This window comes from Desulfurococcus amylolyticus Z-533 (genome assembly GCF_000513855.1).
GTDB classification, from domain to species: domain Archaea; phylum Thermoproteota; class Thermoprotei_A; order Sulfolobales; family Desulfurococcaceae; genus Desulfurococcus; species Desulfurococcus amylolyticus.
In genome coordinates this window covers 829,525-846,498 of the sequence record NZ_KI911318.1, presented here as the reverse complement: position 1 = coordinate 846,498, position 16,974 = coordinate 829,525, and the positions used below count along the sequence as shown (strand labels likewise).

17 protein-coding genes, 1 tRNA gene and 1 pseudogene are annotated in these 16,974 nt (G+C 44.6%); 9 read left to right on the top strand and 10 right to left on the bottom strand.

What is annotated here, in order from left to right; translation table 11 throughout:
* Window positions 1–23 precede the first annotated feature (23 nt).
* Window positions 24–626, top strand: coding sequence for a DNA replication protein Gins23 (gene gins23 / locus SPHMEL_RS04400; RefSeq protein WP_232216812.1), 603 nt, complete (start codon window positions 24–26; stop codon window positions 624–626).
* Window positions 619–2,721 carry a minichromosome maintenance protein MCM gene (mcm, locus tag SPHMEL_RS04395; protein WP_042667508.1) on the top strand — a complete coding sequence of 701 codons (2,103 nt, stop codon included), beginning with the start codon at window positions 619–621 and terminating at the stop codon, window positions 2,719–2,721. The genes gins23 and mcm overlap by 8 nt, the downstream gene beginning before the upstream one ends.
* 10 nt (window positions 2,722–2,731) lie before the next feature.
* Here the strand turns inward: mcm and SPHMEL_RS04390 are convergent, their stop codons facing one another.
* Complete coding sequence (locus SPHMEL_RS04390; RefSeq protein ID WP_012608353.1) at window positions 2,732–2,992, bottom strand: hypothetical protein; 261 nt, start codon at window positions 2,990–2,992, stop codon at window positions 2,732–2,734.
* A gap of 381 nt (window positions 2,993–3,373) precedes the next feature.
* Here SPHMEL_RS04390 and SPHMEL_RS04385 point away from each other — a divergent pair, with 381 nt between their 5' ends.
* Window positions 3,374–3,778, top strand: coding sequence for a thioesterase family protein (locus SPHMEL_RS04385; protein WP_042667507.1), 405 nt, complete (start codon window positions 3,374–3,376; stop codon window positions 3,776–3,778).
* Between the two features lie 11 nt (window positions 3,779–3,789).
* On the opposite strand, the gene SPHMEL_RS04380 is transcribed toward SPHMEL_RS04385, so the two are convergent.
* Window positions 3,790–3,895 (bottom strand) — tRNA-Pro (locus SPHMEL_RS04380).
* 352 nt (window positions 3,896–4,247) lie between these two features.
* On the opposite strand from SPHMEL_RS04380, the gene SPHMEL_RS04375 reads away from it, so the two are divergent.
* From SPHMEL_RS04375 to SPHMEL_RS04370, 3 genes are all read left to right on the top strand, one after another.
* Window positions 4,248–6,929: a cation-translocating P-type ATPase gene (locus tag SPHMEL_RS04375; protein WP_042667506.1), complete on the top strand. Its 2,682-nt coding sequence runs from the start codon at window positions 4,248–4,250 to the stop codon at window positions 6,927–6,929.
* Between the two features lie 177 nt (window positions 6,930–7,106).
* The gene (locus SPHMEL_RS07330; protein WP_156915430.1) at window positions 7,107–7,283 is read left to right on the top strand and encodes a hypothetical protein; all 177 of its coding nucleotides are present in this window, start codon (window positions 7,107–7,109) and stop codon (window positions 7,281–7,283) included.
* A gap of 418 nt (window positions 7,284–7,701) precedes the next feature.
* Window positions 7,702–8,412 (top strand): HAD family hydrolase, encoded by a 711-nt coding sequence (locus tag SPHMEL_RS04370; RefSeq protein WP_198011720.1) that lies wholly within the window; start codon window positions 7,702–7,704, stop codon window positions 8,410–8,412.
* 232 nt (window positions 8,413–8,644) lie between these two features.
* Here the strand turns inward: SPHMEL_RS04370 and SPHMEL_RS07430 are convergent, their stop codons facing one another.
* Complete coding sequence (locus SPHMEL_RS07430) at window positions 8,645–8,812, bottom strand: hypothetical protein (RefSeq protein WP_198011719.1); 168 nt, start codon at window positions 8,810–8,812, stop codon at window positions 8,645–8,647.
* A 196-nt stretch (window positions 8,813–9,008) separates the two neighbouring features.
* Between SPHMEL_RS07430 and SPHMEL_RS04365 the strand changes: the two genes are divergently transcribed.
* Entirely contained in the window at window positions 9,009–9,299 is a 291-nt protein-coding gene (locus SPHMEL_RS04365; protein WP_042667504.1) for a hypothetical protein, read from the top strand.
* Window positions 9,300–9,311: 12 nt separating this feature from the next.
* Here the strand turns inward: SPHMEL_RS04365 and SPHMEL_RS04360 are convergent, their stop codons facing one another.
* The 6 genes from SPHMEL_RS04360 to SPHMEL_RS04335 all read right to left on the bottom strand — a co-directional run bounded on the left by SPHMEL_RS04360 (window position 9,312) and on the right by SPHMEL_RS04335 (window position 14,153).
* A complete protein-coding gene (locus tag SPHMEL_RS04360) occupies window positions 9,312–10,316 on the bottom strand; it encodes an MraY family glycosyltransferase (RefSeq protein WP_042667503.1) in 1,005 nt (334 codons plus the stop codon).
* 3 nt (window positions 10,317–10,319) lie between these two features.
* Entirely contained in the window at window positions 10,320–11,036 is a 717-nt protein-coding gene (locus SPHMEL_RS04355; RefSeq protein ID WP_012608343.1) for an ERCC4 domain-containing protein, read from the bottom strand.
* Between the two features lie 24 nt (window positions 11,037–11,060).
* Window positions 11,061–11,924 (bottom strand): NAD(P)-dependent oxidoreductase, encoded by an 864-nt coding sequence (locus SPHMEL_RS04350; RefSeq protein WP_042667502.1) that lies wholly within the window; start codon window positions 11,922–11,924, stop codon window positions 11,061–11,063.
* 484 nt (window positions 11,925–12,408) lie between these two features.
* Window positions 12,409–12,906 (bottom strand): hypothetical protein, encoded by a 498-nt coding sequence (locus SPHMEL_RS04345; protein ID WP_042667501.1) that lies wholly within the window; start codon window positions 12,904–12,906, stop codon window positions 12,409–12,411.
* Window positions 12,907–13,035: 129 nt separating this feature from the next.
* Window positions 13,036–13,878 (bottom strand): XdhC family protein, encoded by an 843-nt coding sequence (locus SPHMEL_RS04340; protein ID WP_012608340.1) that lies wholly within the window; start codon window positions 13,876–13,878, stop codon window positions 13,036–13,038.
* Window positions 13,875–14,153, bottom strand: coding sequence for a hypothetical protein (locus SPHMEL_RS04335; RefSeq protein WP_051401005.1), 279 nt, complete (start codon window positions 14,151–14,153; stop codon window positions 13,875–13,877). The genes SPHMEL_RS04340 and SPHMEL_RS04335 overlap by 4 nt, the downstream gene beginning before the upstream one ends.
* Before the next feature lie 77 nt (window positions 14,154–14,230).
* Here SPHMEL_RS04335 and SPHMEL_RS07680 point away from each other — a divergent pair.
* Together SPHMEL_RS07680 and SPHMEL_RS04325 are read left to right on the top strand one after the other, a co-directional pair.
* Window positions 14,231–14,777, top strand: a pseudogene (locus SPHMEL_RS07680) (THUMP domain-containing protein).
* A gap of 71 nt (window positions 14,778–14,848) precedes the next feature.
* Window positions 14,849–15,514 (top strand): DUF47 domain-containing protein, encoded by a 666-nt coding sequence (locus tag SPHMEL_RS04325; protein ID WP_042667499.1) that lies wholly within the window; start codon window positions 14,849–14,851, stop codon window positions 15,512–15,514.
* A 53-nt stretch (window positions 15,515–15,567) separates the two neighbouring features.
* Here SPHMEL_RS04325 and SPHMEL_RS04320 read toward each other — a convergent pair whose 3' ends face one another.
* On the bottom strand, window positions 15,568–16,797 hold the full coding sequence (locus tag SPHMEL_RS04320; protein WP_042667498.1) for an aminotransferase-like domain-containing protein: 1,230 nt from the start codon (window positions 16,795–16,797) through the stop codon (window positions 15,568–15,570).
* Window positions 16,798–16,974: the final 177 nt, after the last annotated feature.

Here is a 16,974-nt window from a genome sequence, read left to right as displayed (position 1 = left end):
TTTCAGGGTATTATAACTAAATGGTGGATGCTTTGAATGGTTTACTTGAATTAATAGGCATCCTTACAAGTGATTTTATCGCAAGGGAGTATGAGGAGGAGCCAGTTAAAATACTTGTTACAGCACAGGATCTCAATGTTTTCATAGATGATGGATTTATAGAGCTTACAAAGGGCTCTGAACAAGTTGTACCAAGGTGGATTGCAAGAAAGCTCGCCGCGAAGAATCAGGCTAAAATAGTCGACGATGATATCAGCAGGGATATGTTATCGCAATTAGTCTTCAACGAGGATAGGTATAGGAATCAATTAAGGTTTGAGAAACTCAAGGGCTATTTCTACCACAGGATGAAGGATACACTTGTAAAGAATGTTGAGGAGTATGGGAGGTCACCAGATATAAAGCGACTACAAGAAGTAAGCGAGCTCGTGAGGATTATAAACGACTCAATGCTCTCTCTTACACGGTTTAGAACCAGGAAGATAGTCAACCTTACCATGACACCTGGCTATCCAGCCGACATCGTGGAGAACCTGAGTGAGGAGGAGAAGATACTCTTCAACGCATTGAAGACTATTCTAGATATATACTATAGGAGGTTCATAGGGGTTGAAACAATTGGATAGCGAGGCTGATGTACAGGTAAGCCTGAAGGGAGCCGAGCTCACCGAGGCATTCAAGAAGTTCCTGGAAACATACCGCTCTAAGGAGGGCCTACGTAAATACATGGAGAGAATAGGCCAGATGATTGTGACAGGGCAGAAGAGCCTGACAGTGGACTTCATGGATCTGATAGAGTATGATAGAGCCCTAGCAAGCATGGTGCTTGATAAACCTGATGAAGCCATTGAAAGGTTCGGTGAGGCAGTGAAACTAGTTGTCGAGAAAGAGAACCCGGAGTACGCTAGAAAAATAGTGAAGTTCTACCCGAGGTTTAGAAACCCGCCTGAGACGCATAGGATAAGAGATATATCGAGTGATTACATCGGCAAGCTCATCGCGATAGAGGGGATAGTTACACGAGTGACAAAGATAGATGCTAAAATAGTGAAAGCGACGTATAGGCATAGAGATCCTGAGACAGGTATACATGAATTCATATACCCTGATGAAGGCGAGATAGGCGAGAGGTTTGAGAAACCAGCGTACTGCCCTATATGTGGTAAGCCAGGTAGATTCGAGCTACTCCCGGAGAAGAGTACTTTTATAGACTGGCAGAAAATAGTTGTCCAGGAGAAACCAGAGGAGGTCCCAGGGGGTCAGATACCTAGGAGTATTGAGGTTATACTCACAGGCGACATAGTCGACGTCGCCAGGCCTGGCGATAGAGTAATCGTTATCGGGATACTAAGGGTTGCACCTATCTCCTCTCTAGAGAGGCACAATCCTAGGGTCTTATTCTCCTTCTACATAGATGCAAACAATATTGAGGTCCAGGAGAAGGTCCTTGAGGAAATAGAGATAACAGATGAAGACGAGAAAATGATAAGGGAGCTTGCTAAGGACCCGTGGATAAGGGAGAAAATTATCGCGAGCATTGCGCCAGGTATCTACGGATACTGGGATATCAAGGAGGCCATAGCCCTCTTACTCTTAGGTGGTGTGCAAAAGGTACTCCAGGACGGTACAAGGATCAGAGGGGATATACATGTCTTACTTGTTGGGGATCCAGGTACTGCTAAATCACAGCTACTTCAATTCACCTCGAGACTAGCTCCCAGGGGATTATACACGAGTGGTAAGGGCTCAACAGCCGCAGGATTAACAGCCACCGTCCTACGGGATAAGATGACAGGAGAATACTATTTAGAGGCTGGCGCGCTAGTAATAGCAGATGGCGGTGTAGCCTGCATCGATGAGATAGATAAGATGAGGGAGGAGGATAGAAGCGCCATACATGAAGCCCTCGAGCAGCAGACGGTTAGCATCGCGAAGGCTGGAATAGTTGCAAGGCTTAACGCTAGATCCTCTGTCCTGGCGGCCGGGAACCCTAAGGATGGAAGATACGATCCCACGAAGCCTGTAAGCAAGAACATAGATTTACCGCCCACAATACTCTCGAGGTTTGACCTCATATTCACTATCAGGGATGTACCAAACACTGGACAGGATAAAAGGCTCGCACGCCATATACTCGGGGTACATAGTGAAGCAGATAAGACGCGATCACTAATAGATCTCACGTTGCTCAAGAAGTATATCAGTTATGCCAGGAGATATGTGCGTCCACAGCTCACGCCTGAGGCAGCTAGGTTAATAGAGGAGTTCTACGTTAGCATGAGGCAGTCATCTATTTCAAGCGATCCAAGCCAGCCAACCGCGATAGCTATAACGCCGAGGCAGCTTGAAGCAATAATAAGGCTTACAGAAGCACATGCGCGTCTCTCGCTAAAGAATAGGGCTACAGTTGAAGACGCCGAGGAAGCCATAAGGCTCATGCTTGTTATGCTGAGCAAGATAGGTATAGATGTTGAAAGCGGACGTATAGATATAGATGTCATAGAATCAGGTGTATCAGCATCTAAAAGAGAAAAGAAGAGGAGGTTCAGGGAGTTCGTGTTCAGGCTCCTCGAGGATGTAGGGAAGATAAGTATAAGCGAACTAGTCGCTAAAGCCAGCGAGAAAGGCTTCGAAAAAGAATTCGCGAAAGAGGAGATAAGGGAGATGCTTAGACGTGGCGAGCTATACGAGCCTGAAAGCGGTTATGTAGCTAAAGCATAGCATTAGCTCACTAAGCTTGTTGACCCTGTATTTTCCCCTGTATCCACTTCTTCCTATGCCGCCATAGCGATACAGGTGTCCAGAGTATCCAGGCTGGTACAGCCTTTATGAACTCGTATGCTTCCTCCCAGCTCTCCAGTCCCAGTTTCTCAGCCAGCTCCTCGAGACCCATGGGAGTTTTCACGTATTCCTGTAGCACTTCAAGCGTTTTCTCATCTATGACTACCTCTTTATCACCGACCTTAACCACATAAACCAGCTCACTGCTCACATTAATCACCTTTATCCCTTAAACAACATCCTCTAAGTATTAAGAGGTCGAGGAGGTTTTAAAACCTGCCTTAGACGCCTCTCTCGTTTGCCGTTTGTCCCTAGAGGGTTATTCTATGTATTTTAGGGCTGTTTACGCTTGCCTCTAGGGGCTTCCGCCTCGCCCATAGGGATAAGCAAATCCCTATGGGTTCATGGGTGATCATCGAGTCCAACGCTGCGGGGTTCTCGTCTGTGGATAGATACCTCACTGTACTACGGTTCATCGCCAATAGAAAATTCAAAAGCATTTAAATAAATCCATGAGTTAAACTCATGTCCGCCCTGGATTCCACCACGTATTTATTCCATAACATGTAATTACTGAAACAAGGTGGTATACATGTCGATAGAGGTTGTACCTGGGTTATACTGTGAGGAAGAATACGTTGTCGAAGAAGCACATACAGCTAAACATGTTGGAAGCGGCGACGTCCAGGTTTTATCAACTCCTAGCATGATAGCCTTCATGGAGAAAACGGCGTTGAAATGCGTGGAGAAACACCTGCCCCAGGAATACACGACTGTGGGGACCATGGTTAACATCAGACATTTAAACCCGGCACCAAAGGGGGCTAAAGTAAAAGTATCCGCTAAGCTCATTACTGTAGAGGGTAAACGTTTACTCTTCGAGGTTAAAGCCTACTGGGGAACAATAACACTAGGCGAGGGAACACATGAAAGATTCATCGTGAATAGGGAAAGATTCATCGAGAAAGTGAGATCACTGATTAATCAGCAACAATAATTTTTAATTAATGGGGCCGCCGGGATTTGAACCCGGGACCACCGGCGCTCCGGGAGTCCTGGGCCACGGGGGTACTCCCCCCAGGCCGGCATCCTAGCCAGGCTAGACGACGGCCCCATTCACCGTATATCCATATAAATCATATGGGTTGCCTTATATAGTTAATCGTCCACCATATATAGCTCACTTTTCAATTCTGATATATCAGTGCCAGTGATCTTGAGAATGAATTCCATTAATATAGAGTTAACCCTTAGTGTTCCCCCTAGCGTATTTGAGGTTTAAAGGGTACAGATATATATGGTCGGTAAACGACGGCATCAAGAACTTCCTGCTCTCTAAAGGTTTTAGACCAATATGGTATCTGCCTGGATTAAAAAAGATTATTTATGCAAGAGAAATCTCGAACATGTCTTTCTATGTATGTATATAAGGATTACTCCTGCTATTTTTCTCTAGGTGTTTCATGATGAGTGCTGATAAGAGCTGGCATAGTCGAGATATTAATAGTGTTGTGAAAGAGCTTGAAACAGATTTAACAAATGGATTGAGCAGCTCAGAGGCATTGGAAAGGCTTGCTAGATACGGTGCCAACATGATACCGGTTAAGAAGAAATCCGTGTTTAAAATGTTTCTCTCACAATTCACTAACTTCCTGATATTGATACTCATCGTGGGCGCGGTTATATCCATGGCTCTTGGAGAACTACTCGACTCAATAGCAATAATCGCCATAGTTATCTTGATGGGCTTCATGGGATTCATCCAGGAGTACAGGTCTGAAAAGACATTGGAAGCGCTAAAGAAGCTTGTAACACCCATAGCTAGAGTACTCAGAGACGGTGAAGTCAATGAGGTGGAGTCGACCTATATAGTACCAGGCGATGTAATCCTGCTTCGCGAAGGGGACATCGTTCCAGCTGACGCTAGACTCGTGGAGGCTGAGATGCTGGAGATCGATGAATCCCCATTAACAGGAGAGTCAGTGCCTGTCGAGAAAGACCCTGATGAAATACTTCAGCCAGATACACCAGTAAGCGATAGAGTAAACATGGTCTTCATGGGTACCCATGTTGTTAAGGGGCGCGGTAAAGCAGTCGTAGTAGCGACCGGGGCTTCTACAGAGCTGGGTAAGATAGCTGCCCAACTAACCAGTAGTGAAGAGGAGAAGACACCCCTAGAGGAGGAGCTGGACTACTTCGGTAAGAGAATAGGGGTAGCGCTCCTACTGATATCACTCATAGTCTTCGCGGTAATGGTGTTCAAGGAAGAGGCCTCCCTGCTCGACGCATTCATGCTGGCTGTCTCACTAGCTGTTGCAGCAATACCTGAGGGACTTCCAGCAATAGCTACAGCTGTTTTAGCAATTGGGGCCAGGAAGATGGCTGAGAAGAAGGCATTAGTTAGGAGGCTTGCAGCCGTGGAAACCCTAGGCTCCGTTAACGTGATATTATCGGATAAAACAGGGACTATAACAAAGGGCGAGATGACAGTTAAGAAGCTGATGGCTGCAGGTGTAGAGTACGATGTTGAAGGCGTTGGATACGAGCCCCGTGGAGAAGTGAAGCCTCTGAACGGCGGTAGCAATAAACCCATTTTCCTAGCCAAGCTACTAGCAGCCCATATCTCCCCCGATGTATCACTAACCATGGAAAATAATACATGGGTTATCAAAGGATCACCAACCGAGGGTGCTGCACTGGTTTTAGCATATAAAGTGCTCGGCGAGAAAGGCGTTAGGGAAGCCGTTGGGGAGTTTCCCATTGTTAAAACAATTCCATTCGACAGGTTTAGGAAGAGAAAGACGACGATACATAGGTTTAACAATAAATACATTGCCGTATCCTCAGGGGCCCCGGACCTCCTTTTAGAGGTATCCAGGAGTATCGCTGTGGGGAATGATGAGGAATTACTCACTGAGGAACGTAGAAAAGAGTTATTAAAGTATATTGAGAGCATGGCTTCAAATGGGTTTAGAACATATGGTGTAGCCATCAGGGTACTGGATAACATAGACCTAGAGAATGCTGAGCCAGGCGATATCGAGAGGGATATGGTATTCTACTCTATTATGGGGATAATAGACTCACCGAGAGAGGGCGTTAGGGAAGCCGTTGAAACAGCTAGGAAAGCTGGTATAAAAGTGATAATGGTTACAGGAGACCACAAGCTTACAGCCATGGCTGTTGGTAGAATGATAGGGCTTAACGCCTCAGATGATGAGGTCTTGGAGGGTAAGACATTGGACTCAATGAGTGATGAAGAGTTGTTAAAAGTAGTTGATAAGATCAAGATCTTCGCGAGAGTGACACCAGAGCATAAGGCGAGGATAGCGAGGCTTCTAAAGGCCAAGGGCTATAGAATAGCGATGACTGGGGACGGCGTCAATGATGCACCGGCCCTGAAAATAGCTGATATAGGTGTAGCCATGGGTATCAGGGGTACAGAGGTAGCTAAGGAGGCATCACAAATGATACTACTCGATGATAGCTTTGTAACGATAATCGATGCTATAAAGGAGGGTAGAGTAATATATGAGAATATAAAGAAAACCATAAACTACCTCCTCTCATGCAACATGGGCGAGATAGCAGTCGTGTTCGGTGCATCGTTAGCCGGGATGCCACCGCCGTTAGAACCCATACACCTGCTCTGGATAAATGTCACAACGGATGCTTTCCCAGCTATAGCGCTGGGTATGGAACCCCCTGAACCAGGCATACTTGAGAAACCACCTAGGAGTAGCAAGGATAGGCTTATAACTATGAGGAAGATGCTGTACTATGTAGTAATGGGCTCGCTATTAGGTGGTCTCGCCCTGTTGTTATACAGTATCTTCGAGCCGACCTCTAGAATCCTTGCTGAAACAGTAGTGTTTACAACCATAGCAATATCAGAGTTTGGGCGTGCACTAGTATCAAGAAGCGAGAATCTGAATATATGGAAACTTAAACCTAATAAATGGTTGGTGCCAGCACTACTAGCTTCGCTAGTGCTACAGTTAATCATAGTATACACGCCTCTCAACAGATTCTTCAACACTGTTCCGCTAACCCTTGAAGCATGGATGTATATAGCAATTGTTCCATTGGTAATATTCATTACTGATGAAGTAAGAAAACAGCTGGGAATAAAGCTGTCACCAACATAGCTATCAGCTTAATCCCATGTTTTTCGGAAATAGTTCTCTTATCTTCCACTGACGACTATGACGCATTACCCCTAAACCACTAGTTTATCAACCAATGGTTTCAATCAAAATAATTTATACTGGTTAAATCTCAATGAAACAAGTTAAAACACGATTGAAACTCTCATGTTTTAAAGCATGAAGGAATTGTTTATTATCAGTAGCTATATCTCTAGGTTGAAATATCTTCTAACAACCAACCCTATGAAGAATGTTATAAATGCAGCGAACTACCCACTCGGAAAAGAAAACAGAGAGAAACCGAGAAAACTACACGAAAAGAAAGTATATGTAGTAATAGTAGTAGAAGAATAACATCAACCAAATAAACCAACTATGTAGCTAAAGGATTCCTGGTGTATTCGTTATTTTTTAATAATCTCTAAATATCCTTAATTGATTACTTCACCCCTCACACCGTTCCGACCTTCCAAAGGACAAGGGTTCTTGGGTGGTTCATCGGTTCCTCTGCCTGTTCGGGTTTACAAGGCGCTACAGGAGTATCTCCTCAAAGCGCCTTGTAAACCATTTAAGAGGCTACTCATGCTACTTAGGAGTACCTCTGTTATAGCTATGTTCATCGCTATAGGTTGTTATGAATATGCTCGACACTGACTTTATCAATCGAGGAATACAAGACCAGATAGCCCTAGGTAGATGCGTTGATACTGGTCTGTGCAAAGATTAATTTAGGATACGCCGGTAGTCTCAGTGATGGAGGAGGATGGCATACATGTACATGGTTAAGCTAGTATCATTCGACCTATGGGATACCCTTATATTTGATGAAGGTGTGGAACCCGAATCATACACTTTGAAAAGGCTTGAGGCTATCTGGAAAAGTATTCCAAGCGATAAAAAACCAGGGTTTAACAATGTACTCGAGGCATACAGGGTTGTTAAACATGTTAAGGGGTTTATCAAGCCAGAGGACTTCGTCAAGGCTATCCTACTTGTACTCGGACTTGATATAGGTTGGCAAGCAATGAGACAGGCTATTGATGCATACGAGGAGGCCTCTGGAAGCTACATGCCTCGAGTAGACCCGGATGCCAGGGATGTATTGAAGACCTTGAAGGAGAATGGGTTGAAAACAATGATTGTAAGCGATACCAGTTTCTCTGGGTCATCGGTTAAGAAGATGCTCTCTAATGTAGGGCTAGGTGAATACGTGGATCTGGTTATCACGTCAGCTGATACAGGGTTCTTAAAGCCCAATCCCAGGATATTTAAAGTAGGTCTTGAGAAGCTTACTGTAAACCCTTGGGAGGCCATACATGTCGGGGATTCCTGTAGCAGGGACGTCATAGGTGCATTGCTCACTGGTTTGAGACCCGTGTTGCTGGCTAGACGGATGGAATCGGTTGAAAATTGTGGGAAGACCGGGGTCACTGTGATTAGTAGATTAAAAGAGTTAATGGATTTAATAGGTTTTAAGCTCTGACCTCCTCCCCACCCTAAGGGCGAGGTTTTCAACCGTAACTAATGTGATTCGGCCCTATTTTAGATACATGTCTTTGTTTAGCCTCAATATATCTAAGACGTGGTGTAATGTTTTTCCTATGGTTTCTCAACTATACCACCAAGCATATATCTTCAGCTATCCCGGTCTTAGTCTTAATTCATCCACTCGTATTCACACCGCGTGTATACATGTATATACTCTGGATCGCTACCTAGTATAGGCCCAGTGTCCTGAGTATCTCACTGAATGTTTTCTCATCGATTGCCTCTATATATGTGTCTATCACGGAGAGAGCGCACTCAATACTACTGCACTTCTCTATGCTGCTCCTGATCCTGCGTAGTACAGCCACTATATAGATCTTTATCTCGGGGCCCATGGATCTCCCTCAACACGGTTTAGGAATATGAGGTTTATAAGTAGAGAGGGCGCCGAAAGTGCGGGGTTTGAATAGTGGATCACTGAAACTGCAGGGTCCTTTACTCCATTGAGGCGAAGGGGGCGGATCTCATCTCTAGTTTCCGGGGAGGAAAATTTATAATTTCTAATTTCTAAAATAGAAATTGGTGCCAACCATGAACCCCGGGAAATATACAAGCCTAAGACTAATAGAGAAGCTGGCATTTAGTATAGCGAAAATACTTACAGGTAAAAAACCGAGCCAGGGCAGGATACATCTCGCTGAAATGTATTGTGGAAACATAATAAATGAGATCAAGGAGCTAGCCGAAATAATAAACACTTATAGAAGATGCCCATTCTGCAACTATACTCCTGGTCCAAGATACTGGAGGCATGCCTTATACATACACTTAATTAGAAGTCATTTCCTCGATCTAGAGGAACTGGCAAGCACCTGCGGGTAAATAGTGATCCACCTACATTACTATGAGGGCTAAGACTCCTATCGCTACCTGTATCAGGGCCGTAAACAATACTACATCAGTTTCCCTTGCACACCTCTTCAACTTTTTCATGACTATCAGTGCTACATGTGTTAGACTGTAAGCTCTGCTATACGGGGGATCAAGACACCCCTCAATACTGGGTCTCCCGAAGTTCTCCTTGTAGACACCATGAATAAGCCCCCTTAGAAACAAGGCTAACTCGATAAAGTAGGGTGTAAATATTATCAACCCGAATTTCTCGAAGTTACCATATATTACCACGGAGGCGTAGAATGCACCAAAACCATAAGTGAATGTATTCCCAGGGAAAACCTTCGCCGGGTACCAGTTATACCTTAGGAACACTATTATAGACGCGATCATTACCAATAAAAGCGGTACAACAACCCAGATACCCTTCTTCAAGGCAAATAGGAGGCTCACCAATGAGATCACAAGAGCCTGTGATGCCTCTAACCCGTTATATCCAGCTATCATATTGAAGGCGTTACTAGCCCCCATGACTCCAACAGGGATTACTACCAACGGGTAGAGCAAGCCTAGGTCTAGGACGCCTATTAGGGGAAGCTCTATCGTGGAGTACCCGGCTTTCACCACCATTAGTGGAAATGCTATTGGGATAGTTAATATTACTCTTTTAACTTGACTCAAACCCTTCTTCCACCCTAACAAGTCATCCATCAAGCCTAGGAGACCGGCTAGCAAGAGTACCTGTGATACAGCAAGATAGGTGATGATCCCGGAGTCGCCCTGGACATAGATACTCAGCGCCATGAAGGATAGGATCCCGAAGACGGCTCCCAGAAGAACCCATATACCACCCGCTTCAACAGCATAGTGTTCTCCAGGCTTATTCATATCCCTGCCCTTGAAACCCAGCCTTAAACCTGTTCTAACCCACCATTCGAGCAGTATACTAGTGGTTGCTGCCGCCACCAAGACGGGTATTAGATAGCTTAAAACATCATCTCTCACTCTTTACTCCACCCCTTCCCCATTACTACTCCAAGGCGTGTTGAATAATAAGTATATCTCCTCAGCCCGTTTCTCGCCAATGCCTTCAACACTGAGTAACTCGTGCTTTGATGCATTGGCAAGGTTCTTAAGGGTCTTAAACCTTGCTAGGAGCTTCCTGGCAAGCACAGGCCCTATAATACTCTCAGCTACATAGAGTATCCTCTCCTGTATATCCATTGGCTTCTTCTCAACCCTCATCCTGTAGACACGCTTCTCCTCTGTTCTCCCCAGACTCTTAGCCTTAGATATGATCCACGCAATAGTGGCATCCTTACCCGGTGTGTTAAGCACAGGAATCCCCATTTCAAGTATCAGGGTATCCAGCACTCTCAGAATGCTCTGAATCCTCCAGCCCCTATACTTCTCCAAGGTACCCAGGTACCCCTCCAGTAGTATAAGTGGTCGATGCCCCCCTCTGCGGGCCTCCTCAAGCAGTAACTTGCTCTGTTCCCATATCCTGTTATCCCTTATACTGTTGGCTAGATCATCGACAGTCTTTCTCTCAACCAGTATTGAGTGCTTATCCTCTGGAGCCATTATAAGGAAGTCTCCAACAGGTAGCTCCTTTACAGCGGTCTTTAATCCCTCCCTTGTAAACGCTTCCCTGAACTCAGGGTGCTTACTATCCTCTCGGGAGTCTATTATAACATCCACGGGAACTAGGAGCCTTATTTCCACACTTAATACCCCGTGTCTCTGGCTCTAGGTTTTCCTTCTATAGTACAATGCAGCCCTTGGATAGTCTTCACCAGGCACGTCCCTGGCTGCTAGAGAGTAAAAGTTCGAGGCTGCCTGGGAGAGTAGCGGCGTATATCCTTTCAACATAAGGGTGTAAGAGATAACCCTGTAATCCTTTGCGGCCCCGCTGATTGTGAACCTAGGTGTCGAAACGGGTATGTTAATCCTAGCAAGATATCTCCTAACCATGTTTCCAAACCATAGATTCCCGGCTATCTCACTAAATAATTCCTGGCTAACGTCATACGAGTCTAAGAGTGCTAGGGATTCCGCTAGCACAGCCGGCATTATGAGACCTATATTATTCAACGCCAGTTTTAAAGCCATGGCCTTAGGGATCCCGCCAACCCAGTATATTTTACTAGAGTAGAGTAGCGCTATCTCCCTAGCCTTACCCTCTATCCCTGAATCCCCCGCGAGCATTGTGACAAGGTTGCATGCTGAGGCTTCATCGGTACTCCCGTAGACAGGCGCTTCAATGTATATGCCCCCGTGATCTCTAACCATCCTATACAGCATTAAACTAGTCTCCGGGCTTATGGTTGAAGAATTCATTAGAATACCCGTCCTGCTTAACAAGTTCTTCTCTATGAGCGTGTAAACGAAGTCCATGACGGCTTGATCGTCAAATAAGAAGATCACCGATGCATCAACGTTATTCATTAAATCTAGATCCTCAATGACCCTGCATTTAACGGTGGAGCAAAGGGATCTAGCCTTCTCAACGTTTCTATTGTAGACAAATACCTCGACACCACGGGATACCAGGCATCTAACCAGTGAAGAACCCATTAAACCAGCTCCAGCAACAAGGATCCTGTAAACCATAAATAGATCCCACCTATATCTATGAAGTAGTAGTTAAACAGTTTATAATGGTTCAGGTTAACGTCCTCCACTGCTGTGATCCGTTAGTTGTGAGATACGCTTATCACCACGGGGTCAAGAATCTGTTCCTAGAGAATCCAGGTGTTTTAGGTAGATTAAGCTCTTGTTGATTAGAAGTAGAGAGAAAACATGAAAATTACAACTAGATCCAAGGGAAATAACAAGCTTAAAAGAGCGCGAGAACCTCATGAAGAGCCACGTATGGAGAGATACATGGCTAGTGTATACATAATAGCTTTAAAAGCGAGAAGAATATTAAGCAGCATAAAGCAGTCATCAACCCTTATATTACGAAAACTAAAACAGTTTGGCAAAAGCATTGATTTTCGGTTTCTCATTTTGCAGGGTTAATTCCATGACGAACTCGTAACGATTATATCTTTACCTGGATCAAGCTTTAAACCAGATTATCATCACGGCTTATTCACGGGTTTGATGCAAGTATTAAGAATAATACGGCAAGTGTAACCATTAGCCCCGGCCTCTCCCTCCAGTCCCTGCATCCTATTAAGCCGTTGAATCCACCCAGTTCTCTCAATGGTACACCGGCTTTAGCCATGAAGTATGAGAGTAGCATGGCCAACTCGCCAAGGCGATCCCTTATGTTTTCACTGTATACTCGTATCTCATATATTATTGTTAAAAGCCTCTCCAGTGCCTTGTAGTCGAAGTCTACATCCCATAGTGTTAACTCTAGTTTCTCACCAAGCCTCTCAGCAAGCCCGGGCACATACTCTAAGGGGGCTATTGCCTCAAGGTATTCATTGAAGAGTTTAATGAATCCTGCTAACGCGTGTTCCTCACCTGTCTGCTTATAGAGACTAGCCATTACAACAATATCGTTTATAACATCGCGTATTCTCTCCTCAGGCCCCTGGAATATAATCTCCTGGGATGTGTTCAACCCAAGCATGGTCTCCATGAATGACTCCCTGTGTAATTGATGCTTTATGGGAAGGGTTTTAAGAAGGGTGGCTTCGTTGAAAAGGGTTTATAAATTTTTAGGTTGAATCCTTAAGTCCGTTTAAATCACTACGTCTTCGGGGCCGGCTTACAATTGCCAGTTATCAAGAATGCTGAGCGATGGCACTGGTTTTCTACATGATTTCAGCACACATATTATTTCTGACCATATACTTACAGCTATCTCTTCAGGTGTCTCAGCCTCTATATTTAGCCCAGCTGGCATATGGATCCTCTCCCTGAAACTACTTACATCAACACCCTCGGATACGAGTCTGTCAAGCATCCATTTAGCTCTGTTCCTGCTGCAGAGAGCCCATATATGTCCCTTGAACCCATTTAATACAAGGTGTTTGAGTACCTGGTAGTCTGTTTCAACTTCACCGAAAGCTATTACTGCTATATCATTCTCCGTGAACTCTATTGTCTTCAACTCATCGATAACGCTTCCAGATTTAACCGTCTCTGCATAGGGATATCTATCCTTGTTGGCTAACCCAGGATCCTTGTCGACAACGACTACCCTGAATCCCAATATATTGCCTATATCCGCTATAGGCTTCCCGACGTGACCGGCGCCCACCAGTATTAGACGGGGCTTGGGCTTCAACACGTTGATGAACACCTCCACTACTCCACCACACAACATGTTTGTAGGCATTGCGTCAGGCGGTATATTCTCCCTCCTGAGAGCCATTTTAACGCGTCTAGGCTTACCCTCCTTCAAGGCTGATAATGACTCCTTTATAACAAAAGCCTCGAATTCCCCGCCCCCAATTGTACCATACTTCAAGCCATCAATGGTTACAATCATTAGCGAACCCAGTCCACGGGGTCCGCTGCCCTCCTTATTAACGAGTGTGACCAATGCTACAGGTCTCCCCCTGTCCAATTCCTCAACAGCCTTAAACAGTATATCCCTATTATTCACTTCACATCCTCCTCTATAACTCTCAATCCATTGCTCTGAAGCATCCTTTTAACAAAGCCTTTATCACTGGATGATAGCTCCTTGGATAGCTTTATTATGACTGAGAAACCGCCTTGACCCAGTATAGGTGTGCCCTCGAAGAAGAAGACTGGGTCATACCCGTGTTTTAGTAGCAGGGGGTTTAATACGTCTAATATAGCTCTTATATCCCAGTAATTAAATGCCTCCTGGATCACTATTTGTGTGTTAGAAATCCTAGCTATCAATGCTCTCACTTAACCTCGTTTTATTATTTTATAATATACTTGAGATATTATATCCCTTATAAGCGTTGAATGAAACGGTGGAGTATATGAGCTTCAACCTAATGATTACGCATGAGCCAGGCTTGGAAAACTTCAGGTTTGTATTGGCGAAGCTGAGGAACACAGGGTTAAACTATGTCTTGGTTGATAAGGGGCCCTCGGTAATATTGTTAAAGGTCGATGACCCCTACGACTTCACATCGAGGATCAGGGAGGCAGTCAACGAGATCCAGGTGATTTATAGAGTAATACCTATAGATGTGGTAACGGATCCCTATAGATGTGGTAACGGATCCCTATGTTGAAATAGTTGCTGAGAAATCAAGAGAGCTGGCACTTGAGAAGATACCCGTGGACAAGACATACAGGGTGACACTACACGGCAGGCTCTACTGGCTTGAAACAAGGCTCCCAGCTCACACGATGGATGCTATAAGGGTGATAGCCGATAAGATAGATAGACAGGTGTCGCTAACCCACCCAGATTACCTTGTATACATTAGGAGCGTTAAATTATATCATAGGAGGAGATACGCTACAATAACTGTTACATCGCCAAGCAATATTATGGCATTAAAATCAGATAAACCATAGATAGTATAAGGAAACCGCGGGCTCAATAATTATAAGTCATTCTCTGGATCATCATTTATGAGGGAGTAATTGTGCCGGTAAACCTCGGTGACATATTTCCAAACGATACCATTGAAAAGCTCGAGGAATATGTCTCCATATCATCCAAGGTTGCTGAGAGATTCAAGCAGGCTGTAAACCTACTCAACAGATACCAGGTTGGCGATGCCAGGATGGTTCTCACCGAGCTAGTAGAGCTGGAGAATAGAGGTGAAAAACTGAGAAGCGAACTCGAGTACTCCATATCCTCGTTGAGGCTCGAGGCATCATTCATGAGTGAACTACTAGGTATAGTTTCAAGTATTGATATGATAAGCGATCATATTAAAGAAGTAGCAAAGGAGCTCCGTATAATCCCCTTCCTGGAAATACCACAGGAATTACGGGCCGGGTTACTCGAGCTAAGCGAGCTGGTTGTAAAAGCTGTTGAAATATATAACAAGGCTTTTAGAGCTGTTCTCAGAAGCAACTTCGAGGAGGCATTAAGACTACTTGATGAGGTAGTGAAGCTTGAGGAGAAAGCCGATGACATAGAGGTAAGGAACCGTGGCCTTATACTTGAATACGGAGATAGATTCAAGCCTTTGGCGATGGCAATAATGGTTCACAGCTTGAATAAAGCACTTGAAGACACTGCGGACATCTGCGCCCTAAGCGCTACCAGTTTAAAGATACTTGTAATGGCACGTTTACTCTAGCCCGGCCACCCTGTAGAAAGCCTCGAATAAAAAGTACTATGCTCCCAAAGGTCTCATGGGATAGACGTCTTGAACTCCTTGAGCAACATGCTTATTCTCCTTACCCCCTCCTCAATAAGGTCTTTCTCACTCATCGAGAAGTTTAGCCTGACAATGTTCCTCCCTGTCTCATCAGTATAGAATGCCGCTGCAGGTATAACCGCCACATTATACTTTTCTAAGAGTTGATCCGAGAACGCTCTTCCATCAATGCCTCCAGGTAGCCAGAGCAGTATAAACATGCCCGCAACAGGCCTCGTGTGTTTTAACCCCATTAGGTGTTTCTCTATGGCGGCGATCATTATATCTCTCTTAGACTTATACTCGGCCACGGCTTTCTCTCTTATAGGCCTGTATAACTTGTTCCTCAATAGGTTTAGAACAATGTATTGCGAGGGAACCGGTGGACACATATCCATTGGTCCCTTAGCTACACGGACTCTTCCAATTATCTCCGGGTGGGCCTCAAGCCATCCTATACGGAGACCTGTTCCAAATATCTTGCTAAAGGACCCAATGTATATCACACGGTCCTCGGTATCCATTGATCTAAGCGGCTTCACGTCTACGGGTTCGTACACCAGGTGATTATATGCTGCGTCCTCAGCCACTAGTAGATCATACCTGCTAGCTATTTCGAGCAAGTGCTTCCTCCTATCCATGCTCATGGTCACACCTGATGGATTCTGTCCTGTTGGTATCGTGTATATTAGCTTAAGCTTCTTGCCCTCACTATGGAGGCTTTTAACCACATCTTCAAGTTTCTCAGTGATCATTCCATTATCATCCATGGGTACACCAATTATCCTTACCCCATAGTGTTTCCAAACCAGTATCGTGTTAACATAAGAGGGGTTTTCAACGATGACGATGTCGCCTGGATCCAGTATTAGTCTCCCTAGGATGTCTATTGCCTGGCTACCCCCAAGAGTAACCACGATATTATCGGGCCCAGTCTTCACACCCTCATACTCGGCCATGAATTTAGCTATCTCAATCTTTAACTCGGAGAGTCCATCTGCAGGCGAGTAGTTAACACTTCCCTTCTCTTTAATAAATACCTCTTTGGCTAGTTCCCCATATAGTTCACGGGGTATGACATCCGGGTCTGGCTCACCAGCTGCGAAGCTTATTACCTTGGTGGTTTTAGATTTAGCCGCGATTTTTGCTACTGCATCTCGAATAGGGCTTTGCTCGATATAATTTATCCTACTACTAAGAAATCTATCGTAGACGGGTTTCAATACATCACCACCGAGAATAAATCACTCGTTCCAGAGCATATAAATCTATCTATATATTATATATTATCATGCATCAAGTATAAAACAAGTTACGCCTAAGGGCTGAAGTCTTTTTGGTGTTTAGAGGGAAAGTTTATATTAGGTTGATGGCGGAGTGAATTATCAACGTATGAGAGT